The sequence below is a fragment of the Arthrobacter sp. 10T413_2 genome (assembly GCF_056394205.1).
Genome location: NZ_JBFTHK010000064.1, coordinates 1 through 23393 on the forward strand (window position 1 = coordinate 1; position 23393 = coordinate 23393).

General features: G+C 66.8%; 24 protein-coding genes and 1 pseudogene. 15 read left to right on the forward strand and 10 right to left on the reverse strand.

Annotated elements, in window-relative coordinates:
- Window positions 1-3: 3 nt before the first annotated feature.
- Together AC1DBQ_RS11965 and AC1DBQ_RS11970 are read right to left on the reverse strand one after the other, a co-directional pair.
- Window positions 4-837 carry a cytochrome P450 family protein gene (locus AC1DBQ_RS11965; RefSeq protein ID WP_476928708.1) on the reverse strand — a complete coding sequence of 278 codons (834 nt, stop codon included), beginning with the start codon at window positions 835-837 and terminating at the stop codon, window positions 4-6.
- 154 nt (window positions 838-991) lie between these two features.
- Complete coding sequence (locus tag AC1DBQ_RS11970) at window positions 992-1786, reverse strand: IclR family transcriptional regulator (protein ID WP_476928729.1); 795 nt, start codon at window positions 1784-1786, stop codon at window positions 992-994.
- A gap of 243 nt (window positions 1787-2029) precedes the next feature.
- Between AC1DBQ_RS11970 and arsD the strand changes: the two genes are divergently transcribed.
- Both arsD and arsA read left to right on the forward strand, forming a co-directional pair.
- Window positions 2030-2425 (forward strand): arsenite efflux transporter metallochaperone ArsD, encoded by a 396-nt coding sequence (gene arsD / locus AC1DBQ_RS11975; RefSeq protein ID WP_476928709.1) that lies wholly within the window; start codon window positions 2030-2032, stop codon window positions 2423-2425.
- Window positions 2426-2463: 38 nt separating this feature from the next.
- Window positions 2464-4194 carry an arsenical pump-driving ATPase gene (arsA, locus tag AC1DBQ_RS11980; RefSeq protein ID WP_476928710.1) on the forward strand — a complete coding sequence of 577 codons (1731 nt, stop codon included), beginning with the start codon at window positions 2464-2466 and terminating at the stop codon, window positions 4192-4194.
- Window positions 4195-4247: 53 nt separating this feature from the next.
- Here arsA and AC1DBQ_RS11985 read toward each other — a convergent pair whose 3' ends face one another.
- From AC1DBQ_RS11985 to AC1DBQ_RS12000, 4 genes are all read right to left on the reverse strand, one after another.
- Entirely contained in the window at window positions 4248-4481 is a 234-nt protein-coding gene (locus AC1DBQ_RS11985) for a hypothetical protein (RefSeq protein WP_476928711.1), read from the reverse strand.
- A 76-nt stretch (window positions 4482-4557) separates the two neighbouring features.
- Window positions 4558-5082 carry an N-acetyltransferase family protein gene (locus AC1DBQ_RS11990; protein WP_476928712.1) on the reverse strand — a complete coding sequence of 175 codons (525 nt, stop codon included), beginning with the start codon at window positions 5080-5082 and terminating at the stop codon, window positions 4558-4560.
- Entirely contained in the window at window positions 5079-5429 is a 351-nt protein-coding gene (locus AC1DBQ_RS11995) for an ArsR/SmtB family transcription factor (RefSeq protein ID WP_476928713.1), read from the reverse strand. The genes AC1DBQ_RS11990 and AC1DBQ_RS11995 overlap by 4 nt, the downstream gene beginning before the upstream one ends.
- Before the next feature lie 126 nt (window positions 5430-5555).
- Window positions 5556-6296 carry an aquaporin gene (locus AC1DBQ_RS12000; RefSeq protein ID WP_476928714.1) on the reverse strand — a complete coding sequence of 247 codons (741 nt, stop codon included), beginning with the start codon at window positions 6294-6296 and terminating at the stop codon, window positions 5556-5558.
- A gap of 45 nt (window positions 6297-6341) precedes the next feature.
- On the opposite strand from AC1DBQ_RS12000, the gene AC1DBQ_RS12005 reads away from it, so the two are divergent.
- From AC1DBQ_RS12005 to AC1DBQ_RS12035, 7 genes are all read left to right on the forward strand, one after another.
- Window positions 6342-7016 (forward strand): arsenate reductase/protein-tyrosine-phosphatase family protein, encoded by a 675-nt coding sequence (locus AC1DBQ_RS12005; protein ID WP_476928715.1) that lies wholly within the window; start codon window positions 6342-6344, stop codon window positions 7014-7016.
- A 148-nt stretch (window positions 7017-7164) separates the two neighbouring features.
- Complete coding sequence (locus tag AC1DBQ_RS12010) at window positions 7165-7587, forward strand: arsenate reductase ArsC (RefSeq protein ID WP_476928716.1); 423 nt, start codon at window positions 7165-7167, stop codon at window positions 7585-7587.
- Between the two features lie 9 nt (window positions 7588-7596).
- On the forward strand, window positions 7597-8571 hold the full coding sequence (trxB, locus tag AC1DBQ_RS12015; RefSeq protein ID WP_476928717.1) for a thioredoxin-disulfide reductase: 975 nt from the start codon (window positions 7597-7599) through the stop codon (window positions 8569-8571).
- Between the two features lie 29 nt (window positions 8572-8600).
- On the forward strand, window positions 8601-9983 hold the full coding sequence (locus AC1DBQ_RS12020; protein ID WP_476928718.1) for an FAD-dependent oxidoreductase: 1383 nt from the start codon (window positions 8601-8603) through the stop codon (window positions 9981-9983).
- Window positions 9984-10027: 44 nt separating this feature from the next.
- Window positions 10028-10705, forward strand: coding sequence for an arsenate reductase ArsC (locus AC1DBQ_RS12025; protein WP_476928719.1), 678 nt, complete (start codon window positions 10028-10030; stop codon window positions 10703-10705).
- Window positions 10702-11124: an arsenate-mycothiol transferase ArsC gene (locus AC1DBQ_RS12030; RefSeq protein ID WP_476928720.1), complete on the forward strand. Its 423-nt coding sequence runs from the start codon at window positions 10702-10704 to the stop codon at window positions 11122-11124. The genes AC1DBQ_RS12025 and AC1DBQ_RS12030 overlap by 4 nt, the downstream gene beginning before the upstream one ends.
- A gap of 52 nt (window positions 11125-11176) precedes the next feature.
- Entirely contained in the window at window positions 11177-11698 is a 522-nt protein-coding gene (locus AC1DBQ_RS12035) for a universal stress protein (protein WP_476928721.1), read from the forward strand.
- Window positions 11699-11770: 72 nt separating this feature from the next.
- On the opposite strand, the gene AC1DBQ_RS12040 is transcribed toward AC1DBQ_RS12035, so the two are convergent.
- Window positions 11771-12970, reverse strand: a complete 1200-nt coding sequence (locus AC1DBQ_RS12040; protein WP_476928722.1) for a metal-dependent hydrolase family protein — start codon at window positions 12968-12970, stop codon at window positions 11771-11773.
- 57 nt (window positions 12971-13027) lie between these two features.
- Window positions 13028-14017, reverse strand: coding sequence for a LacI family DNA-binding transcriptional regulator (locus AC1DBQ_RS12045; protein WP_476928730.1), 990 nt, complete (start codon window positions 14015-14017; stop codon window positions 13028-13030).
- A 212-nt stretch (window positions 14018-14229) separates the two neighbouring features.
- On the opposite strand from AC1DBQ_RS12045, the gene uriH reads away from it, so the two are divergent.
- The 4 genes from uriH (at window position 14230) to AC1DBQ_RS12065 (ending at window position 19060) form a co-directional block, all read left to right on the forward strand.
- Window positions 14230-15252, forward strand: coding sequence for a uridine-preferring nucleoside hydrolase UriH (uriH, locus tag AC1DBQ_RS12050; protein ID WP_476928731.1), 1023 nt, complete (start codon window positions 14230-14232; stop codon window positions 15250-15252).
- Entirely contained in the window at window positions 15249-16673 is a 1425-nt protein-coding gene (gene uriT / locus AC1DBQ_RS12055; protein ID WP_476928723.1) for a uridine transporter UriT, read from the forward strand. The genes uriH and uriT overlap by 4 nt, the downstream gene beginning before the upstream one ends.
- The gene (locus AC1DBQ_RS12060; RefSeq protein ID WP_476928724.1) at window positions 16670-17626 is read left to right on the forward strand and encodes a ribokinase; all 957 of its coding nucleotides are present in this window, start codon (window positions 16670-16672) and stop codon (window positions 17624-17626) included. Before uriT ends, AC1DBQ_RS12060 begins: the two co-directional genes overlap by 4 nt.
- Window positions 17627-17932: 306 nt before the next feature.
- The gene (locus AC1DBQ_RS12065; RefSeq protein WP_476928725.1) at window positions 17933-19060 is read left to right on the forward strand and encodes a M20/M25/M40 family metallo-hydrolase; all 1128 of its coding nucleotides are present in this window, start codon (window positions 17933-17935) and stop codon (window positions 19058-19060) included.
- A gap of 162 nt (window positions 19061-19222) precedes the next feature.
- Here AC1DBQ_RS12065 and AC1DBQ_RS12070 read toward each other — a convergent pair whose 3' ends face one another.
- Window positions 19223-20758, reverse strand: coding sequence for a purine-cytosine permease family protein (locus AC1DBQ_RS12070; protein ID WP_476928726.1), 1536 nt, complete (start codon window positions 20756-20758; stop codon window positions 19223-19225).
- A 211-nt stretch (window positions 20759-20969) separates the two neighbouring features.
- On the opposite strand from AC1DBQ_RS12070, the gene AC1DBQ_RS12075 reads away from it, so the two are divergent.
- Entirely contained in the window at window positions 20970-22412 is a 1443-nt protein-coding gene (locus tag AC1DBQ_RS12075) for a helix-turn-helix domain-containing protein (RefSeq protein WP_476928727.1), read from the forward strand.
- A gap of 16 nt (window positions 22413-22428) precedes the next feature.
- On the opposite strand, the gene AC1DBQ_RS12080 is transcribed toward AC1DBQ_RS12075, so the two are convergent.
- On the reverse strand, window positions 22429-23241 hold the full coding sequence (locus AC1DBQ_RS12080) for an IclR family transcriptional regulator (protein ID WP_476928728.1): 813 nt from the start codon (window positions 23239-23241) through the stop codon (window positions 22429-22431).
- On the opposite strand from AC1DBQ_RS12080, the pseudogene AC1DBQ_RS12085 reads away from it, so the two are divergent.
- Window positions 23222-23393 (forward strand): annotated as a pseudogene (locus AC1DBQ_RS12085) (creatininase); the annotation flags it as partial. The gene AC1DBQ_RS12080 and the pseudogene AC1DBQ_RS12085 sit on opposite strands and share 20 nt — an antisense overlap.

Sequence of the window (23393 nt, forward strand, 5' to 3'; positions counted from 1 at the left end):
AGATCAGGGTGGTGGTGGTCTCGAGATCAGGGTGGTGGTGGTCTCGTGGCCGGCGAAGAGCAGGCTGTAGAGGACCGAGGMGATCTCGTGGTCGGAGATTTCGGCGCCTTCCTGTTGCGCCTTGACCAGGTCGGCGGTGAGGTTATCGCCGCCTTCCTCGTGGGCCACCCGGACCAAGCGCAGGCACTCCTGCCAGTACTCCACGAGGTTGTGGGCGTGCGGGATCTGTTCCTCGTCGCTGAGGTCGCCCCAGGTCATGGCGGCACGGGAATCGCTMCAGCGCTTGAAGGTGTCCACCTGGGAGACGTCGGCGCCGATCAGGGTCAGGATGGTGATGGTGGGGACGTCATAGGCGAGGTCCTTGACCATGTCGCCGCGGTGTTCCGGCCGCGCCAGCATCGTTTCGAGCAGCTCGACAACGTTCTGCCGGATGAAGGGCTCCAGGGCCTTGTAGCGGCGGGGCGTGAAGGCCTTCTGGACCACGGCGCGGATGCGGGTGTGCTCCGGCGGGCGGCGGGCGGAGAGGCCCGAGTAGGCGGTGAAGCCGCCGTCGTCCATGATCTTCTTGGCCGCGGCGCCGCGTTCACGGACGGGCGCCTGGGCGTTTTCGCTGGAGAACGTCTCCCAGTCCTCAAAGACGGCTTTGATGTCGTCGTAGCGGGAGACGACATAGAGGCCGATCCGCTCGTCGAACATGACGGGCTGCTCGGCCCGGAGTTCGGCGTAGGCGGGGAAKGGATTCTTCATCTGGAACGGCTCGTAGCCGTGGTGCCCGGCGGGGGCTTCGGCGCCGTGCCCGAAGGGACAGCGGCCGGCCGTTTCAGTCGACGATGACATCTGGGCTCCTTGGTTTTCGGTCCCGCCGGCAGCGCCACTGCATGCCGCGGGTTCTTAATTACCAGTGTGGCCCCCATCACTTCGGAATGGCAGGGCTCACTTCCACTGAGCGGAAGCCAGTTGATGCAGGGCCTGTTGCTGCCAGGGATCCGGCCTAGTCMGTTCCCGCAACATTGCTGCCCAGCAGCGTTTCCAGCGGGATCCGGGCGGTGGCGCGTTMGATCTGCGCCGCGATGCCCCTCAGGACCGGCAGGTGGCGGGTCATCGTGGCGGCCTGGTTGGTGGGCAGCACCAGCCCGATCGCGGCGCCGATCCTGCCGGTATGGAAGACCGGGACGGCGATCGAGCAGGATCCCAGCCTGACCTCCTCAAGGGTGGTGGCGTAGCCCTGCTCGCGGATCTGGGCGAKTTCGGCCGCCAGCTTCTGCGGGTCAACGTGAGTGTGCGCGGTGTGCCGCTCGAGCTGCCGGTTCAGGTAKGCGTCGCGGACCCAGTCCTCCTCGAAGGCCAGGATGACCTTGCCGACGGCGGTCGCGTGCATGGGCAGGCGGCCGCCGACGCGGGAGGCCCGCGGCACCCGCTTGGAGCCGTAGACGCGGTCGATGTAGAGCACCTCGTGGCCGGCCCGGACCGCCAGGTGCGCGGTTTCGCCGGTGAGCGAGAAGAGGTCCTGAACGTACGGCCGGGCCGCGTCGCGGAGCTGGCGGCCGGTGTTCTGGGCGAGCTCCCAGAGGCGGATGCCGAGCTGGTAACGGCCGTTGGGCTCCCGGGAGAGGAGGCCCCAGTCCGTGAGCTCGTTGACCAGCCGGTGCGCCGTACTCAGCGGGAGCCCGGATTTTTCGGCTATGCCCGTCAGGCTGAGGGCTCCCCGGGATTTTTCGAAGGCTTCCAGGATGGAGAGGACCTTCGAGGTCACCGTCCTGCCGGGTTCGCGGCTGCCGCCGGCCATCGTGACCTCCTCGTCGGGGATGAGCGTGGATCCGAGTTTAGATCGGAGTGACGGAGTCTGCATGACGGGGAGTCCCTTAGGCGCTCCGTCCCCCCCGGCTAGCACGCATCGATGAATATCAATATACTGGTGAATGTGACGCATTCGTTCGTAGGCCGCATCCCCCTGGGACGACTGCCTGCATGAGGACGGCACAGGGTTTCGGCACTGGATCGAACCACCGCAACAGCCAAGGAGAACCGCATGCCTGCCATCCGAATCTATGAATCCGCTCTCTGCTGCGACACCGGCGTCTGCGGCCCCRACGTCGACCAGTCGCTGGTGGACGTGACGGCAAACGTGCGCCACCTTCAAGGGCTGGGCGYCGACATCGCGCGGCACAATCTGGCCAGCGACCCGACGGCCTTCGCTACGGACGAGACGGTCCGCGGCTACATGCACACCGTCGGCTCGAAGGGCCTGCCGCTTACTGTCGTTGACGGCGTCACGGTCGCCACCGGCGCCTACCCGAGCAGGGCGCAGTTGCTGACGTTCGCCGGACTGGGCGAAGCGGCAGAACAGCCGACCCCGCGCCCGGAGCTGGGCCTGACCGAAAAGAAGTCCGGCGGCTGCTGCGGCGGCTCCACGAGCTGCTGCTAGGTTCCGGCGTGAAGTTCCTTGAGGACCCTCCCCGGTTTATGTTTTTCACGGGAAAGGGCGGTGTAGGCAAGACCTCGGTAGCGTGCGCAACGGCCCTGACCCTGGCAAGAGCGGGAAGGCACGTGCTTCTGGTCAGCACCGACCCTGCGTCGAACGTCGGACAGGTCTTTGGTGTGACCATCGGAAATTCCGTCACGCCCATCCAGGATGTGCCGGGCCTCTCCGCACTGGAAATCGACCCGGAGCAGGCCGCCGAAGCCTACCGTGAGCGGATCATTGCACCCGTGCGCGGCCTCCTGCCGGAGACCGAGCTGGCCAGCATTGCCGAAGGCCTGTCGGGCTCGTGCACCACGGAGATCGCCTCGTTCGACGAGTTCACCAACCTGCTCGCCGACGACCTGGCCTACGCGGAGTATGACCACATCGTCTTCGACACCGCCCCGACGGGCCACACGATCCGGCTGCTGCAACTGCCTGGTTCATGGACCGACTTCCTCGAGACGGGAAAGGGAGATCCCTCCTGCCTGGGCCCCCTCTCAGGGCTCGAGAAGCACAAGCAGGTGTATGCCAAGGCCGTGCAGGCTCTCACCGACCCGGCCCGGACGCGCCTTATCCTGGTCAGCCGCGCGCAGGCATCATCCCTGACGGAGATCGAACGAACCTTTCTGGAACTGGGCGAGATCGGCATCGGCGGGGGTTACGTGGTCATCAACGGCGTCCTGCCGCCCGCCGCCGGCGAGGAGGATCTGGCGCGGGCCCTGCGCGCCCGGGAAGCTGCCGCCGTCGCCGCCATGCCCGAGCCGGTCGCCGCCCTTCCGCGCGACGTTCTGGATCTCAAGCCGGGCAACATGGTCGGCATTCCGGCCCTTGAGACCTTGTTMGCGGCCGCAGGGGCCGGCATGCCGCCCGGCGCGGCGGCGGACGCCGAGGTCGAAGATGCCCCGCTGACTGCCCTGGTGAACGAAGTGGAGCTCGATGGCCATGGCCTGGTGATGTGCATGGGCAAGGGCGGGGTCGGCAAGACCACTGTCGCTGCCGCCGTTGCGGTCGCCCTGGCCAAACGCGGGCATGCGGTGCACCTGACCACGACGGATCCCGCAGCGCACCTGACCGAAACACTCCATGGTTCCATCCCGGGCCTGACGGTCTCCCGCATCGATCCTGAAGCGGCCATCGAGGAATATCGAAGCCACGTGATGGAGACCAAGGGCCGGAATTTGGGCGATGACGGGCGCGCGGCCCTCGCTGAGGACCTGTTGTCGCCCTGCACCGACGAGGTGGCTGTGTTCCGGCAGTTCTCCAAGGTGGTCCAGGAGTCCCGCCGGCACTTTGTCGTGATCGACACGGCACCGACCGGGCACACGCTGCTGCTCCTGGACGCCACMGGTTCGTACCACCGTGAGATCGCCCGCCAGGTCGGCGACACCATGGGGTTCGTGACGCCCCTGATGCGGCTTCAGGATCCGGCACAGACCAAGGTCGTTCTCGTCACGCTGGCCGAAACGACGCCCGTACTCGAAGCCGAAGAACTGCAGGGTGACCTGGAAAGGGCCGGAATCCATCCGTGGGCCTGGGTCATCAACAACTCGATCGCGGCCGCACACCCGCAGTCGCCGTTCCTGCGGGCCCGCGCCGCGAGCGAGATCGAACAGATCTCGAAGGTGTACACGTTGACGGACAGGGTCGCTCTCATTCCCATGCTGCCCGAAGAGCCTGTGGGTGAAGACAGATTGTCGGCGCTGACCGCTCTCAGCACCCAGCCTGCCTGACCCGCCTCAACGACCCCGCCGCACCGTGTGCGGCGGGGTCGTCGCCTTCCCGGCTAGCCGCCCAGGCGCTCAGCCAGCAGGGCTTCGATGTCCTGGGCGGTGGCGTCCAGCCTGGCAATCGTGTCGCGCTGGATCGCCCGCAGGTACTCAGCGTCCGACTCGCCATCCTGCACCCAATCCTCATCGCCGGGCGCGTCCATCGCCTGGCGTGTGTTGGCGGTTGCGGCCTTGATGTTCTCCAACATGGCACGCAGCCGGTCCTCGGGGGTGGGAGTCCTGTCATTCATGGTGTCCTCCTGGGTCGCGGCCGCAATGTCAGCCCTTGGGGACTACCTTTGCCCCCGTCGTGCCCTAGCGCAAGAACTAAAGGGCCTGTGTGCGCCGTTCGATCAGGACCGTGTCCCGCCATTGGCMGGCGGCAGGGCCGCGGGCCATCCGGGCAATCTTTTCCCGTCGCCCCACTACCCTGAAACCATGCGCGAGGTGCAGCTTCAAGCTCGGTTCGTTCTCAGGAAAGATGCTCGCCTGGATGGTCCAGATGCCGCGCTCTTCCGTCGAGGCGATCAGGGACCGGAGGAGGACTGACCCTATCCGTCGGCCGCGGGCGGCCTCGGCAACGTAAATGGAGTGTTCCACGACGCCGGAGTACACGGGACGGGCGGAAACGGCGGAGACCGCCGCCCAGCCGAGGACGCTCCCGTCGACCGCCTGCGCCACGAGGCGGTGGTCGGTGAGCCGCGAATCATCGAAACTGGGCCAGTCCGGCGCCGCGGCCTCGAACGTTGCCTGCCCGGTCGCGATTCCCTCGCCGTAGATCCGTCGGACCTCGGGCCAGTCTGTTTCCTGCATCGGACGGAGCGTGAGGTCGGGCTCCGAATTGCGACTCACAGGGAGGCCAGGAGGCCAGCCGTCTGCTCAATGGCGCCCGGAACGAGGGAGTAGTAGGCCCAGGTGCCGCGCTTCTCGCGGTGCAGCAGGCCGGCGTCAACCAGGATCTTCAGGTGGTGGGACACGGTGGGCTGCCCCAGGTCCAGTGGCTCGGTGAGATCGCAGACGCAGGCTTCGCCGGCTCCGGCACCCTTGACGATGGAGAGCAGCCGCAGCCGGTTCGGATCGGCCAGCGCCTTGAAGACCAGGGCTTTCTGCTTCGCCTCCTCAGCACCCAAGGCAGGCACTCCTGCCGGGGCGCAGCAGGATTCATCCGTGKCCGGCTCGAGTATAGGCAGGGAGTTCATGTACCTATTATGCCCTGATATTGACAATCATCAATGTTAGGTGGAGCCCTCAGACGGGAGCGGCTGGGGCGCATGCCCCGTTGAGGTGGAGGCGCAGACGGGTCGGCCCGCCAGGGGCGGCGACGGCTAGGATCTGGCCGTTTCGGAACTGCGCGGGAGAACGGCGTCGTCCGCGGTGCGTGCCGCGGAGGGGAACAGGATCAGGAGAAAGCCAAGGCCGACTGCCGTGCCGACCAGCTGCGCCACGACGAAGCCGGGAACAGAGGCCGGTGCGATGCCGGCGAAGGTGTCGCTGAAGATGCGGCCGACTGTCACCGCCGGGTTCGCGAACGACGTCGAGGACGTGAACCAGTACGCGGCCCCAATATAGGCGCCCACCGCCGGCGCGGCGAGCACGCCGCGCGAGGTGGCCGCGAGGGCGAAGATCAGCAGGATCAGACCCGCGGTAGCGATAACCTCGCCCAGCAGATGCCCTGGGGTTGCGCGCTCCTTGGCAGAGATGGACGTGCCCACCTCGAACATGGCGTTCGCGACCACGCTGCCAATGACCGCCCCCACGGTCTGGGCAACCGCATAGGTGCCAAGCTCGGGAAGGGTCAGCCCGGCGCCGCTGCGCCGGCCCAGGATCCAGTCGGCGAGGGAGACCACAGGATTGAAATGCKCGCCGCTCACGGGTCCGAGCACCAGAATCAGCACCGTCAGGCCCAGCACCGTGGCCGTGCTGTTCTGGAGCAACTGCAGGCCAACGTCCCCGGGGGAGAGTTGCTGCGCGGCGATTCCGGAACCGACGACGATCATCACGAGCAAGCTGGTGCCGAGCAGTTCAGCGACGGCACGACGCCACAGCGGCGGTTGGTGGGAAGTCATGGCAACAGCTTGACCTAAAGAATTAACTCAGTCAAAATTGAATCAATGACTATTGAGGCAATCAAGGCTCTTCGGACGAGGGCGGCCAAACATGCGGCCCTCGCCGATCCCGCGCGGCTGCGCATCGTTGACCTGCTGACCCTGGGTGACTTCTCCCCCACGGAACTGCAGGCAGAGCTGGGGATGCCGTCGAATCTGCTGTCCCACCACCTGCGCGCCCTGGAAGATGCCGGACTGGCAACCCGCCACCGCTCCKAGGCCGACAGGCGCCGCAGCTACATCCGGCTTGCCGCCGGCGCCCTGGAGGGCCTGGTGCCCGGCGCGGAACACGGGGCCCGACGCGTCCTGTTCGTCTGCACGAAAAACAGTGCACGGTCCCAGCTGGCCGCCGCACTGTGGCAGCAGGTCAGCGAAATCCCGTCAACGTCGGCAGGAACGCATCCCGCGGACCGCATTGCCTCAGGCGCCATTGACGTCGCCCGCCGCCACGGMGTCGACCTCGCAGACCTTCCTCCGCGCAACCTGGAGCAGGTGGCGGGTGACGGGGACTTCATCGTGACCGTCTGCGACAACGCCCACGAGGAAATCCCCCACCTCGGCGGGATCCACTGGTCCGTCCCGGATCCGCTCCGGCTGAACACCGAGGACGCCTTCGAGGGCGCCTTCGCCGACATCGCCCTCCGCATCAGCGACCTCGCACCCCGCCTGCACGCCGCCTAAAACCCAATCCCGCCAATATTGACAAGTATCGATCTATTGTTCGATACTTCATGCATCGACAAACATCAATGTCTAGTCAGTAAAGCGGTGCGGGGACAACGACCCAATGACAACCGATCCACGCCCAACTGATTCCAGGAGAAACCCCGTGAACACCGAAACCGCCAAGAAGCCCTCCGTCCTGTTCGTCTGCGTCCACAACGCCGGCCGCTCCCAAATGGCCGCCGCCTTCCTCACCACCCTGTCCCAGGGCGCCATCGAGGTCCGCTCCGCCGGCTCCGCCCCGGCGGACAAGGTCAACCCCGCAGCCGTCGAGGCCATGACGGAACTTGGCATCGACATGTCCGCCGAAATCCCGAAGGTCCTCACCACCGAGGCCGTCAAGGAATCCGACGTCGTGATMACCATGGGCTGCGGCGATACCTGCCCGATCTTCCCGGGCAAGCGCTACGAGGACTGGGAACTCGAAGACCCCGCCGGCCAGGGCGTCGCCGCCGTCCGGCCCATCCGCGACGACATCAAGTCGCGCATCGAATCCCTGATTTCTGAACTCCTTCCCGTCGGAAAGTAGGAGACAGCCATGCCTAAGCAGCTCGTTATTATCGGGTCCGGCCCCGCCGGCTACACCGCGGCCATCTACGCCGCCCGCGCCGGACTCAAGCCGCTCGTCATCGCCGGAGCGGTCACCGCGGGCGGCGCCCTGATGAACACCACTGAAGTGGAAAACTTCCCCGGCTTCCCGGAAGGCGTCCAGGGACCGGAGCTGATGGACGGGCTCCAGCAGCAGGCCGAACGCTTCGGCGCGCAAATCATCTTTGACGATGTCACCGAGGTCGACCTTGCCGGCCACATCAAGCGAGTGACAACCGCCGGCAGGGAGACATTCGAGGCTAAAGCGGTCATCCTCGCCACCGGGTCCGCCTACAAGGAACTCGGGCTGCCCGAGGAGAAGAAACTCAGCGGCCACGGCCTCTCCTGGTGCGCCACCTGCGACRGCTTCTTCTTCCGCGACCAGGACATCATCGTCGTCGGCGGCGGCGACTCCGCCATGGAGGAAGCAACCTTCCTGACCCGCTTCGGCAAGTCCGTGACCGTGGTCGTCCGCAAGGGCGAACTCCGCGCCTCCCGCATCATGGCGCAGCGCGCCAAGGACAACCCCAAAATCAGCTTCGCCTGGAACTCCGCCATCACCAAGATCCACGGCAACGGAAAGGTCACCGGCGTCACCCTGGCCGACACCCGCACCGGCGAAACCCGCGAACAGGCCACCGCCGGCATCTTCGTCGCAATCGGACACGTCCCGCGCACCGAACTGCTGCATGGCCAGATCGATCTCRACGCCGAAGGCTACATCAAGGTCGACGCGCCCACCACCGTCACCAACCTGACCGGAGTCTTCGCCTGCGGGGACGCCGTCGACCACCGCTACCGCCAGGCCATCACCGCCGCCGGCACCGGTTGCGCCGCCGCCCTCGACGCCGAACGCTATCTCGCCGCGCTCGAGGACGCGGACAGCATCGCCACCGCCCTGGTGGAGGACCCCACCCACTCTTGAACTGCACCACGGATGAAACAGAGGACACCATGGTTGTAACCACTACGCTTCCCGTAGCTGTCATCGGAGCCGGGCCCATCGGCCTGGCCGCGGCAGCACACCTGCTCGAGCGCGGCCTGCAGCCGCTCATTCTCGAGGCCGGCCCGACGGCGGGCGCCGCCATCGAGCAGTGGCGCCACATCCGGCTCTTCTCCCCCTGGCGGTACAACACCGACGCCGCCGCCGTCCGCCTGCTCGCCGGCACCTGCTGGGAAGCACCCGAGCCGACGGCGCTGCCCACCGGCGGGGACCTCATCGACCAGTACCTCAGCCCACTCGCCGCGCTCCCGGCGATCGCGTCCCGACTGCACACCGGCGTCCGCGTCGTGGCAGTGACCCGGCAGGGCATGGACAAGACCCACAGCCGGAACCGCGACACCACCCCCTTCATGGTCCGGGTCGAACACGCCGACGGCGAAGTCCGCGACTACCAGGCCGCAGCCGTCATTGACGCCTCCGGCACGTGGTCCACCCGGAACCCGCTCGGAACCTCGGGCCTGCCCGCTGTGGGAGAAGCTGCCGCGGCCAACCACGTCTCCTCGCCCCTGCCGGACGTCCTGGGACGCGACCGTGAGACGTTCGCCCGGCGCCGGACCGTCGTCGTCGGAGCTGGGCACTCGGCAGCCAACACCCTCCTCAACCTCGCCGAGCTCGCAACCCAGGTGCCCGGGACGAAGATCGTCTGGGCGATCCGCGGCGCCTCTGCGGCCAAGGTCTACGGCGGCGGCGACGCCGATGGGCTGGCCGCCCGCGGCCAGCTCGGCAGCCGGCTCCGCAGCCTCGTCGAGTCCGGTGCCGTGGAACTTCACACCGGCTTCGGGATCGCCTCCCTTGCAGCGTCCGACGGCGCCGTCACCTTGATCTCCACGGACGGCCGCACCCTGGAGGCCAACGTCGTCGTTCCGGCCACCGGTTTCCGCCCCGACCTGGGCATCCTCCGGGAACTCCGGCTGGAACTGGACCCGGGCGTCGAGGCCCCGCGTGACCTCGGCCCGCTGATCGACCCCGAATTCCACTCGTGCGGCACCGTGGAACCGCACGGAGCCAAGATGCTCGCCCACCCCGAGCAGGACTTCTACGTCGTCGGCATGAAGTCTTACGGCCGCGCCCCGACCTTCCTGCTCGCCACCGGCTACGAGCAGGTCCGCTCCGTCGCCGCGGCCTTGGCCGGGGATCGGGAAGCGGCCGACGCCGTCCAGCTCGAACTCCCCGAGACCGGTGTCTGCTCCTCGGACATCGGCACCAGCTGCGACGTCCCGGCGGCCACTGCGGGGTTCGTGGCTGAAACCTCCGGCGGATGCTGCGGAGCCCCTGAGCCGGTGCTCGTCGGGTTCCCCACCGGGCTGGCCCACGGCCGCTCCGGCGAGAACTGACCTCGTTCACTGCCTTCGTCAACTGATCGAATTGGAGTGCTGACATGACCGACCACCCTGAACATGGCCTGGGCCTGCAGGACAACACCGAGGTCCTGCAACGGATCAGTGCGCGGCTGGCCGACCGGTTCGCCGGCGTCTTTGCCGCCGAAACAGTGGAGCGCTACGTCTTCGAGTCCTACACTGCCCTTGCCCGGACCGCGAAGGTCACCACCCACCTTCCTGCGACCACCGAGCACTTCGCCAACGACCGGCTCAGTGCCCTCGCCAAGTCCAAGGGGGCGGCCGCCTCCGAGGTCCCGGAAGTCCTGTTCGTCTGCGTGCAGAACGCCGGCCGCTCCCAGATGGCCGCAGCACTACTGAACGTCGAGGCCAAGGGCAGGATCCGGGTCCGTTCCGCCGGCTCCCTCCCTGCCGCCKAACTCGACCCCGCCGTCGTTGCAGCGATGTCGGAAATGGGGCTGGACCTCACCAAGGACTATCCCAAACCCCTCACGGACGACGTCGTGCGCGCCTCCGATGTGGTGATCACGATGGGCTGCGGCGACTCCTGCCCGATCTACCCCGGCAAACGCTACGAGGACTGGGAACTGGCAGACCCGGCCGGCCTGCCCGTCGCGGCCGTGCGGATCATCCGTGATGAGCTCCATGACCGGGTCAAGGCACTGACAGCATCACTGCTCAACAACCCCGGCTCAGACAAGGAAGAATTAGACGCATGACCCAGACCGCGAAAAAGCCCAGCATCCTGTTCGTCTGCAGCAAGAACGGCGGCAAGTCCCAGCTCGCTGCCGGGCTCATGAAGCAGCTCGCCGGCGACGGGATCACCGTCCATTCCGCAGGCACCAAGCCGGGTGCGTCATTGAACGCCCAGGCCGCGGAGTCTCTGGCCGAACTTGGTATCGACATCGCGGGTGAACACCCCAAACCGGTCACCGACGAGGTCCTGGACGCCGTGGATGCCGTGATCGTTCTGGGCACCGAAGCCAAACTGGAACCCCGCGACGGCACCCGTTTCGAGGTCTGGGAAACGGACGAACCCGMCGAGCGCGGTATCGAGGGCATAGACCGCATGCGCCTGGTCCGGGACGACATCAAGGCCCGGGTCCGGAAGCTGCATGCGGAGCTCACAGGGAGCTAGGCCATGCCCGTCCCGGCCTTATCCCGCACACTGGCCCCGGAGGGTGCACCGCGTGGCTGCCTCGCCGCGCGACGCACCGAGGGTGTGCATTCCCGTGCCGGATGAGGCCTGGCCGGACGGTCCGATCGTGCTCTGTGTCGAGTGGATGTTTCCGGAGCATCTGGTCCGCACGGCCGCTGATCTCGCTAGCGCGCTGGGACAGCACCTTGTCTGCGCCTTTGTAGACCCCTCCAGTTTCCTGACGGAATGGGAGCCCGATGGCATCCGGACGGCGCATTCACTCGACCCGGTGGTGAAAGAAGAGACCGATTTTCCGTCCGGGCAGCTGCTGCGGAACCTTGAAGCCGTCCTTGGACAGGCCGGGGAGTCATGGTCCTTCCGAGTCCTCAACGGAGACGTCGCCAAGGCCCTTGGCCGTCTGGCGGACAACGTCGGCGCATCATTGCTGATCGTGGGCGCCGAGCGACCTGGAGCCTTGGCGTGGATGGACAGGCTCCTCGAAGGATCGGTTGCCGCGGCCCTGGTCAGCCGCCGGGAGTGGCCGGTCCTCGTTATTCCGGACACCACAGCGTAGGCCCGCGAGCCGCCGGCGCCCGTCCCGCCGTCGTGCGCTTGGTCCCCGGATCCGATCAGCGTGAAACGGGGGTCACCGAATGATGCGACCGTCGTGGATGACAGTCCTCGGCCTGTTCTGGTCCCAGAGCGCTGCCGGGTCCGCAAAGGGGTCGCCGTCCAGGATCACGGCATCGCCTGCCATCCCGGAACTGATGCCGCCGATGCTTGGGTCCTGAAGGAGCTCTGCGTTTACGGAGGTCAGTGATCTCAGCGTCTCCAAGACGCCTGCCGCCTCGATCTGCAGCCGAATGCCGACCAGCTGATCGTCCTCGAGATCCCCCATCAGATCGGACCCGAAGCCCACTTTGACTMCGGCCTGCAGGGCCAGTTCCAGAGCGACCTTGCCGGCCTCAAGCACCTCGGCGTTCTTGGCCTGGGATACGGGGTTCAGTCCCAGACCTGCTCCCCTTCTGCTCATGGCGTCGTAGGCGGCAAGCGTCGGCACGAGGAAGCTTCCGTGTTCGGCCATCAGCTGCGCGGTGTCCCGGTCCAGGAGGTTCCCGTGTTCTATGGAACGAACCCCGTTTTCTACGGAATGCCTGATTGCCTCGGGCGAATACGCATGGGCCGCCACGTAGCTCTTGCGCCGGGCGGCCTCGTCCGCCACCGCCCGGACTTCTTCCGCTGAATACTGCGGCAGCCGGATGGGGTCCGTCAGGGAGACGACCCCTCCGGAGGCCATGATCTTGATGGCGTGGCTTCCCGTGCGGAACCGTTCACGGACTGCCTTGCGCAGATTGTCCACTCCGTCCACTACGGCACACATGTGACCGTGATCGAAGCAGACGTCCAGGTCCGCGGACCGAGGATCGCCATGGCCGCCGGTCTGGCTGAGGGCAGGGCCCGTGTAGTAGTACCTCGGAGCCGTGACCAGGCCGCYGTGAATGGCGCGGGCCAGCCCGCTGTCCCCGCCGGCCACGTCTCGGACGGTGGTGAATCCCCGCCGCACTGCGGCGCCCAACCGGCGTGCCCCCACCAGGGCTGCGTAGCTCAGGAGCGAGCGCTCAACCTCAAGGCCGCCCAGCCCCACGGCGTACGCGTGAAAATGTGCATCGATAAGACCGGGCACCACTACCCTGCCGCCGGCGTCGATCACCTCACCTTCGGGGACGACGTCGCCGATCTCCTGAATAAGCCCGTCCCGGAACACGATGGATCCCCGCGTCAGCTCGGGCGAACGTCCGTCAAAGATCCGGGCGTTTTGGATGGTCAGAGAGGGTGCGCTGGTCATGGTGACAACTCCTCGGGAGGGACGTTGGTGGTTGCGGCAACTCGTCGGTTCGGTGCCCTAGGTGCCGGCCGGCTCCGTGGAACCGCGCACGATCAGTGAACTTTGGAGGATCAGCTGTGGCTCTTCCAGGCCCTTGCCCTCCATGAGCCGGCGGAGCTGTTCGCCCGCCTTCGCCCCCAGGGCATCGCCGGGCAGGTGGACGCTGGTCAGGCCCGGGCTGGACGTGGCCGAGTACGGCAGGTCGTCGAAGCCTGCCACGGCCAGTTCCTGCGGAATGCGGACGCCGGCCACCCGGGCTTCCTGCAGCACCCCGTAGGCATGGGTGTCGGTGGCGCAGACGACGGYGGTCACGCCGTCCCGCTGCCAGCCCGGCCACGCCGCGGCGAACGCCKACGCGGCCGCGCCCACGTCAATGGTGGTGCCGATGACATGGTCCGGTGCGACCGTGATGCCCAGTGCGGCGGACTCGGCCAGGAACGCCGCCCGGCGGATCTCGAACGTCGCGGTGCCGGTCACGCTGTCCACGTACGCCGCCCGTTTGTGTCCGGAGTCCGCCAGGTGCCGGGCCAGCAGGCGGGCGCCAAGGCCGACGTCGAGGTTCACCGAGGGGGCGAGGGACTCCAGGCCCGGGGCGTCCAGCAGGACCAGCGGTCCCGCGACGGACAGCTCGTCCAGGAACGCCGCGCTGGKCGCATCCACCAGCAGCCCGGCCGGCCGCAGGGCCAGGWGCCGGCGGACGTCGTCGACGCGCGGGAACTCCCCGGCGTCCGTGACGGAGAGCAGCAGCTGGTAGTCGGCGCCCAGCGCGCCGCGGACGCCGGCAATGACCTTCGCGAAGAACGGGTTGGAGATGTCCGGGGCCACGAGAATGACGATCGAACTGATGCCCTTGGCCAGGGAACTGCCGATGCTGTCCACCACATAGCCGAGTTMGGCAATGGCTTCCTGGACCCGCGAAATGTTGTMCTCCGACACCCTCCCCCGGGTTTTTCCGTTGGCCACGAGAGAGACCGTTGCCGTGGAGACCCCGGCCCGCGCGGCCACCATGGCCGCAGTGACGCGCGGGGTGCGCMCCCGAAGTTCTTGCACGTGATCGCCGGATTCCATACCTCGATCGTATCCGGGAGCGGCGGGATGTATGCGCCGCAATAGATCAAGCGCTTGACGTCATGAACGTTAAGCGCTTGACGTATCTCTCTGCGGAGTGCCAAACTCTCACTGAACGCTTTAGTGCACCGCCCCGGCGGACCCCCAACGACGTGGAGATATACGTGGATCCCATCACCTTGAATCCGGAACGCCGGAAGATCATCCTGGACTGCGACMCGGGACATGACGACGCCGTGGCCATGCTGCTGGCTCACGGCAATCCCGACATTGAGCTCCTGGCCGTCACAACGGTCGTCGGCAACCAGACCCTCGAGCGGGTCACCCGCAACGCCCTCTCGGTCGGCACGATTGCCGGCATCACCGGTGTCCCCTTCGCCGCCGGCTGCGCTCGGCCGCTGGTCCGCAGCATCGAAACCGCCCCGGACATCCACGGCGAGAKCGGCATGGACGGCCCCGCCCAGCCAKAATCGAACATCGAACTGGACCCGCGCCACGCCGTCGACCTCATCATCGACACCGTCATGGCACATGAGCCCGGGACCGTGACCCTGGTGCCCACGGCCGGACTGACCAACATCGCCATGGCGGCCCGCAAGGAACCGCGCATCGTGGAACGCGTGAAGGAAGTCGTCCTCATGGGCGGCGGCTACCACGTGGGCAACTGGAGTGCAGTGTCCGAATTCAACATCATCATCGACCCCGAGGCCGCACACATCGTGTTCAACGAGCCGTGGCCGGTGGTCATGGTGGGCCTGGACCTCACGCACCAGGCCCTGGCGACCCCCGAGGTCGTGGAAAAAATCGCTGCCGTGGGCACCCGGCCCGCGCAGTTCGTGCTGGAACTGATGGAGTTCTTCACCAGGACGTACAAGGACGCCCAGGGCTTTGACTACCCGCCCGTCCACGACCCCTGCGCGGTGGCCTACGTCATCGATCCCACCGTCATGACCACCCGCAAAGTACCGGTGAACATCGAACTGCAGGGCCAGCTGACCCTCGGCATGACCGTGGCCGATTTCCGGGCCCCGGCGCCGGCGGACTGCCACACTTCCGTGGCCGTGGACCTGGACCACGGGAAATTCTGGAGCCTCGTCACGGACGCCCTGGTGCGCATCGGCGACGTGGACCCGTCCGCCGCCGTAAGCGTCGACGCAGGAGCAGCCAACTCATGAGCATCCTGACCTACGAACCCAAGACCACGCGCGGAAGCGTCACCGCCCTCACCGCCGCACTGCTGACGGCCTGCGTTGCCTTCCAGCTCAACGCCTCCATGCTGAGCCCCGCCCTGGTCACGATGGGCAACGAACTGCACACGGACCAGGCCGTGATCGGCCTGTCCCAGACCTGGTTCTTCACCGCCGCCGCGTTGTTCTCCCTCTTCCTGCCGCGCCTGAGCGACATTGTGGGACGCAAGAAAATCCTGCTGGGCATGATGGTGATGATGGCCGTCGGCTCCCTGATCGCGGCCATGGCCCCGGACATCACGTGGCTCTTCGTCGGCCGCATCGTCCAGGGGGTCAGCGGCCCCACCGTGCCGCTGTGCCTGATCATGCTGCGCTCGGCCGTCAGCGACCCGCGCAAGTACGGCGCCCTGATGGGCCTCATCACCGCCGTCAACGGCGGGGTTGCCGGCGTGGACTCATTTGTGGGCGGCTACTTCGCCGAACACTTCGGGTTCCGCAGCATCTTCTGGCTCATGGTCGCGCTGGCAATCCTGGCCGCGGCCCTCGTCGCCGTCCTGGCCGGCGAAAGCAAGCCGGCAGTCGGCACCAAAATGGACTGGCCCGGCGTGTTCTTCATCGTGATCGCGGTCGGCGCCCTGCTGACCGCCCTCAACGAAGCCTCGAAACTGGTCAGCGCATTTTCTCCCGGCACACTGACCCTGGCCATCGCCCTAATCGCCGTGGCCGCGGTCGCCTTCTGCGGTTTCTGGATGGTGGAAAAGCGCACGCCGCAGCCGATGGTGGAAACCGCGCACCTGCGCCGGCGCTCCACCTGGGCGCCGCTGCTGACCACCACACTGACGATGACCGGCGTCTTCGCGGTCATCAACGGGATTGTTCCCGCCTACGTGCAGGCCACGGCCCCCGGCTTCGGCGTGGGTCCCACCGAGATGTCGCTGATCATCCTTACCCCCTATGCCTTGCTGGGCTGGATCGTCGGCCCGATCAGCGGCCGGCTGGCCCCGGTTCTTGGCTACACCAAGGTTCTGCGGATCGGCATGGGCGGCAGCGTCGTGGCCCTGGCCATCATTGCCTTCTTCGGCCTCAGCAGCCTGCCCATGATGATTGCCGGAACAGCGTTGCTGGGCATCATGTACGCGGGGACGGTCAACATCATGCTCAACGGCCTGGGCGTTGTCCTCTCCCCCGAAGGCAACCCCGGCTTCCTCCCCGGTATGAACGCCGGCGCGTTCAACCTGGGTGCGGGCCTGAGCTTCCTGGTCCTGCCTGCGGCGCTCGTGGCCTCCTCCGCGTTGGGCGACGCCCAGGCTTCCTACCTGACCGCGATCGTGGTGGGCCTTATCATCACCGTGGCGGCATTTGCTGCTTCTCTGCTGATTCCCAAGCCCGTGGAAGCTGAGGCGAAGTGACCATCGCGACCCCTGCCCCGATCGTCGTCGTCGGCTCGCTGAACGCGGACCTGACCATCTACTGCGAGCGGCTACCGCTTCCCGGCGAAACGGTGCACGGGAACGGTTTTGCAGTGAACCCCGGAGGCAAGAGCGCCAACCAGGCTGTCGCCGCGAGCAAGCTCGGTGGCCGGGTCGTCCTGATCGGCGCGGTCGGTGACGACGCCAACGGCACCATGCTCCTGGCCTCCACCGCCGGGGCGGGCGTCGATGTTTCCCGCGTCCGCCGCTCTCCCGAGGCCGCCACCGGCGTCGCCGTCATCTCCGTGGACGCGAGCGGTGAGAACAACATCATCATCTCGGCCGGGGCCAACGGCACGCTGGCGCCGGAGGATGTTGCCGGCTCGGCCGACGTGTTCGAGCGCGCGTCGGTGGTGTGCCTGTGCCTCGAGGTTGGCCTCGACACCGTTGAAGCGGCGGCCCGGTTGGGGCACGACGCCGGCGCAACAGTCCTGCTCAACCTCTCGCCTTACGCMGAGATCCCCGCGAGTCTCGCCGGCCTCTGCGACGTTTTGCTCGTGAATGCGCACGAGGCGTCGCTGTTCCTGGGCGGCACCGCCGTGCCCGACGCCGGTGCGGACACGGCGGCGTGGGCGCCGGTCCGGAGAAGGTTTGCCGATCGCGGACTGCAACGCGTTGTGGTCACCTTGGGCGCTGACGGCTCCGTGGTCCTGGACTCGGGTGCCGGCGCCGGGGGCCACGTCACCCGGATTGAACCCACCAGGGTCAACGCCACGGACACCACCGGCGCCGGCGACGCCTTCACGGGGGCCGTCGCGGCACGCCTGGCTGCCGGGGAATCGCTCCCGGCCGCTGCCGCCTTCGCCTCGGTTGCCGCCGCCCTGGCAGCGACCAGGAAAGGGACGCAAACGGCCTACCCGGACGTGGCCGACGTCGAGGCAATGCTGGCATAGCGGGCACCTCGCTGGCCGGAAGAGCCACCGGGCCGGGCGCCGCAGATCATGTCTGCGGCGCCMGGCCCGGGTTAAGCACGCAAGCAGGGCCGGGGCCGCTTGGCCGAGCAACAAGCGACTGCACAGCACAGCACAGCACTCCACAGCACAGCACAGCCCTTTCAAACTAGGGCGCTGTTGCACTTACCCCGGAAAGGCCCACAATGGTTCGATCGGATAGGAGTATCTGCCGGGCGATGGCGGCCGCGACTTACTGGAGCGTCAGTGGCGAGCGTCTTGACCTTTTCGGCCGGAAAGCAAGCGAACTTGTACCGACTAATGATGGGGCTCCTCGGCATGATCACTTTGCGCAAACACGTCCTCCCCTCAATCCTCGCGGTGATTCTGCTCTCGACTGCGGCCTGCACTTCCGAGACCGCGGCCGGCACCCCGACCGGCAGCGCGAGCAGCAAGTCCGCCAAATCCGCCAGTGCTGCTCCTTCCCGGCCTGCTGTTCCGCCGCTGGTTCCTGTKAGTCCTGTGGACGCGCGTACGGTGCTGGCCGCGTTCAAGTCCCGGGGCATGGAGGACCACCTGAAGGCCCTGCAGCAGGTTGCTGATGCCAATGGCGGCAACCGTGCCTCGGGAACCTCCGGGTATGAGGAATCGGCCCGCTACATCGAGGAGCAGTTGCGGGCTGCCGGGTACTCACCGGTCCGGCAGACCTTCAGCTTCAAAGGGGAGGGACGGGGCAAGCCGAAGGTGGAGTMGTTCAACATCCTGGCCGACACGCAGGGCAGCGCCGAGCGCACCGTGGTGGTGGGCGCGCATCTGGATTCCGTGAAGGACGGTCCGGGAATTKACGATAACGGYAGCGGGGTGGCAGCGGTCCTTGAGACCGCCCGGTGGATGAAGGAGTCCGGGATTACGCCGGCCAATAGGGTCCGGTTTGCGTTCTGGGGTGGGGAGGAGGACGGCCTCTACGGGTCCCAGCACTACGTCGATTCGCTAAGCACGGAGGAGCGCAGCCAGACCCCGGCGTACCTGAATGTGGACATGGTGGCCTCGCCGAACGGCGTGCGGTCCGTGCACGACGGCGACGGTACGGATTTCGGCCACGCCGGGCCGGCCGGGTCCAAGGCGATGGAGGACATCTTCTTCCGCTTCTTCAAGGAGAACTCGCTCCCCGCCGAAACCACGCCCTTTGATGGCGGTTCCGACTACGACGCCTTCCTGACGGCCGGCATTCCGGGCGGCGGGCTGTTCACCGGCGACGAGAAGAAGAAGACCCAGGCCCAGGCCCAGGCCTACGGCGGCGAGGCCGGCAAGCATCTGGATCCCTGCTACCACGAGGCCTGCGACACCATCGCGAACACCAACACGGAACTGCTCAAGGACATGTCCGCCGCACTCGCCTATGCCACGGCGGCGTACGCGATGGCCAAGCCCGCCTGAACAAGCCCGCCTGAAGACGGGAAGGTCCCCGGCACGTCCGCCTCGTCAGGAGGGGCCGCGCCAGGGACGGGAGCTTCCTGACTGCGATAAGTTCCTTAGCTTTCGGCTCCGGGTTGTTTCGGCTCCGGGCCGCGCMGGCGTTCCCTCCGCCTGCCTGTTCCGCTAAAGGGCTGCGCGGGTGGTGTTCGGGACCGGAAGGTCGGTCGCCTGGGGCGTGGAAACCTCTATGGCCAATTCGCTGATGGCGGGAACATCGAGGAACTTGCGGTGGAACCGCGGGCCCAGAATGGCGTAGGCCGCGGCGCTGGCCAGTCCCCCGGCGAGCCAGGAGAGGTCCCATCCGCCCAGGGCGACGGCGATGGGTCCCTGCATTGCCGGCACCAGCCCGTACATGAACAGCCAGGTGGCGTAGATGCCGATGAGCAGGGAGGCGATGCCGGCCGGATTCACACCCGGCAGGCGCTTGGTACCGATCGCATCGAAGAGCCTCTCAKGGTTGCCGGGCCAGCGCTTCTCGATCCAGAAGTAGTGGACCAGCATCACGCCGCCCCAGGCGGCCACCCAGGCCACCAGCCCGATCAGCCAGGCATCCAGTACGGAGGCGAAATCCTCCTGGAAGATGAAGAAGATCACGGCGGCAAGGGAGAAGACGCCAACAAAAAGGTTCAGCTTGCGCCTGCTGATGGAGATGTCCAGCGCCTGAGTGGCCACGGAGAAGGTGTAGATGTTCAGGATGTTGGTGGCGATGGGGCCGTGGAGCACCATKAGCAGCACGGGCAGGGCCAGCGCGCCGAAGTTCAGCACGATGAGTTTTCCGGGATCGATTTCGCCGGTGTTGGTGGCCAGGCTGGCCMCCAGGATTCCCAGCCAGACGACGGGGATGAACTGGCCCAGCACCGAGGCGAGGTAGACCTTGCGCTTGGGCACCGAGGTGCTGACGAAGCGGGAGTAATCTGCGGCGTAGGTGAACCAGGTGATGCCCCAGCCAATGCCGATGGCCGTCATGACGGCGCTCATCGCGGCGATGCGTTCGGAACCTTCCAGGATGTGACCTGCCGGGCCGGCGTAGGTCCAGTTGATCTGCATGCCGAACCAAGCCACTGCCGACATCACGGTCAGGATGATGATGGTCGGCGGGACGGTCCACCTTTCGAATGCCGCGATGGCCTTGTAGCCGAACCAGGCAATGGCGACCTGGGCCGCCATGATGAAGGTGGCGATKCCGATCTTCCACGCGTAGTTATKGGCCTCAGGGTCAACCCAGCCCAGGGTTCCGAAGAGCGCCATGACCAGGTCCAGGATGATCCAGGTATTGACGGCGCACCAGCCGATCACCAGAAGGGCCTGGATGGCTGCCGGCAGGTAGTTTCCGCGCCGGCCGAAGGCTGCACGGGCCAGCACCATTCCGGTGGCTCCGGTCTTCTGGCCCAGGAGGACAAAGCATCCGAAGAGCAGCATGCCGATCAAGTTGCCAAGGACAAGAACGGTGACCGTGTCGGCAAACCCCAGGCCGAGCTGGATGCCGAGCGCCCCCAGCACCCAGTTGATCGGGGCGAGGTTGGCGCCGGCCCAGATCCATAACTGGCCGGATACTTTGCGGGTGCGCTCTGATTCGGGGATGGGGTGTAGCCACGCTTCGTGGTCTTCGCTGGCCGCTGGTGCGGTGCCGGCCGAAACCAGGGGGGATTTTTCACGCATTGGAGCCTCCGTGAGCGATTGGGATGCTTCAAGATTATGTGGCCGATGCCACAGCAGCCTATATATAGTGTGTCTATTGAATACTTGATTTACGCGACGGAGTGTCATGTCCATACGTCTTCAAGACGTCCTGAACCACCCGACGCTGGCGGCTGCTGACCCCATCGTTAGGGCGGCCATCGGCAGGGCCGCCCGGACCCAGCTACGGTGAGTGCACTCCAGCGAGATTTTGGACATCGCTCCCCTGCTCGACGGCGGCGAGCTTCTGCTAACGGGAGGGKAAGCCCTCGCACTCGCCTCCGAGGACCGGCGGATCACATATATCCGTCAACTGGCAGAGCGGGGCGTGGCGGCCTTGGCCATCGAGACCGGCGCCGCGCTTCCTTCACTGCCGTCCTTGATGGTGTMGGCCGCTGAGGCAGCCGGACTGCCGCTGATCGAGCTCCGCAAGGTGGTGCCGTTTGTCAGTGTTATGCAGGCCATCAACTCGGCTTTGGTCAGCGAGTCGGTGTCCCAATTGCGTCAGGCGGACGAGGCCAGCCACGCGATGGCCGTTGAGCTTGCACACGGCGGCGGACTGGACCGGATCCTGGCCGTGCTCGCCGGAATCACGCACGCCGAGGTGACCCTCGCTTCAYTGACGGGGGCTGTGCTTGCCGGTGCAACGCCAGGGAACACCGGCAGCGGCGACGCCGGCGGCAGCCCTAAACCCGCTCCGCAAGAACCTGCTCGGCTGATCCGGATCGACGTTCCGGTGCGCGGAATGCTGGCGGCTCAGCTGGTGCTCCGGGTCCCTGCGGACGTGGACGAGAACCTTGCGCGGACGGCCGGAAAACGTTCCGTGGATATCCTGGCCCTGGCCATGCTGCAGCGGATGTCTCCCGGTCTGCGGGAGGTTGCCGGAGCTGCGTTGATCCGTGCGGTCGATTCCGGCAGCCAGCCGTGGAGGCTTCAACAAATGGCTCTGGCAGCCGGGATTCCACCCCATGGCCCGCTCGTGGCCGTGGTGGTCCGGTCGGACATCTCGCAACAGTTGCGGACCTCGGTGGAACAGTTTCTGGCTCGGGCAGCCGCATCCCATGCCGCCTATGTCGATCACGCCGAACTCCTCGCAGTAGCCAGCCTGGCGGAGCATGCTCCGGGAGAAGGCCGGCATAGGCTTCTGAGCGATCTGATGGAGCTGGCGGCGATTGATGGAACGCTGGCCGCCGTGGGACCCCTGGCGGCCGGAATTTCCGATGCGCCCTGGTCGCTGTCCGAAGCCAAGCTCACCTTGGAATTGGCCGGTTCCCCGGAGCCTTCCCGGACGGGCAGCGGCGTCGGCCATCATACGGTGGTCGACGCGGAGGCATTCGCAGTGGAACGTTTCGCCGTTCAATGCCTGGACCCTGATCAGCGGCGGACCTTCGTGCGCCAGCAACTGGGCGCACTTCTGGATCATGACGCGCAACGCCATTCGCGACTCCTCGCCACGCTGGCCGCGTGGATGGACTCCGGGTGCAACACGGCCCACGCAGCCAGGGAGCTGCACCTGGAACGGCAGTCCATGCACCAGCGGCTGCGGCGGATCTTTGAGCTGTGCGGCGGGGACCCTCGCACCACAGGCCGGCTGGCCGCCCTGCATCTGGCGGCCCGGCTGGCCCGGCTCGGTTGAGTGTTGTGCGGGCGCGTTAGTTGCCGCCCTGGGGCGCGCGTCCGCCCAGGCGTGTGGTGACCTTGAAGGCTGCGGCGGCGCAGGCTTCCCCCAGGCTCTGCAGCCTTTCCCGTGAAACGCGGAACCGGGGTGCCGAGATCAGGACGGCCGCCACGATGTCACCGCGGTGGTCGTAGACGGGGGCCGCGACGCCCACTTCGTCGATCGAGGATTCGCCGTAGTTGATGGCCCACCCGCGGCCCGTCACATCCTTGAGCTTGATCTGGTAGCCGTCCAGGCCGGCGTCGTCGAGTCCCGGATAGCTGATCGCACCGCTGCGCAGCAGCGTCCGGACACGTTCTGGCTGCTCGGCGGACAGGAAGACCTGAAYGGAGGCGCTCATGGCGTCCGTGTACCGGGCACCCAGCGGGGTGGTGTGTTTGATCTGGTGGTGGCTGGCGATCTGTTCCACGCACATCGACTCGGCGCCGTTCCACACCATGAGGGCACTGGTTTCGCCGGTCTGTTCGGTGAGTTCGYGCAGGACCGGGTAAGCCACGCGCCGTTCTTCCAGTTCGGCCAGCAGCGGTCCGGCGACGGCGATCAGTCCCAGCCCCAGCCGGAAGCGGCGGCTCTCCGGGTCCCGTTCCACCAGGTGTTCCTGTTCGAAGGTGGCCAGGATCCGGGAAACGGTGCTCTTGTGCAGGCTCACCCGGTTGGCGATCTCGGTGACGCCGAGCAATGGCTCGTCGGCGGTGAACGTTCGCAGCACGGCGATKGCATTGACTATGACGGAGGTGCCCTTGGTGTCGCCGTTGCCGGTGGTCTCGGGAGATTCTGCTGGGGTCATGGTGTCTACCATCATTCCGTATGTGTGCCGGGAAGCTCGACACCGTGCTGGAGCCCGCATCGACACCGTGCTGGAGCCCGGCATGGTGGTGTCCATGGAGCCCATGATCACCGTCCTGGACGGCCAGCCCGGCGCCGGCGGCTACCGTGAGC

Bases quoted from the DNA above. Each gene is read 5' to 3' on its own strand.
- AC1DBQ_RS11985 (WP_476928711.1), bottom strand. From the start codon at position 4,481: ATGAATGACAGGACTCCCACCCCCGAGGACCGGCTGCGTGCCATGTTG.
- AC1DBQ_RS12020 (WP_476928718.1), top strand. From the start codon at position 8,601: ATGGTTGTAACCACTACGCTTCCCGTAGCTGTCATCGGAGCCGGGCCC.
- uriT (WP_476928723.1), top strand. From the start codon at position 15,249: ATGAGCATCCTGACCTACGAACCCAAGACCACGCGCGGAAGCGTCACC.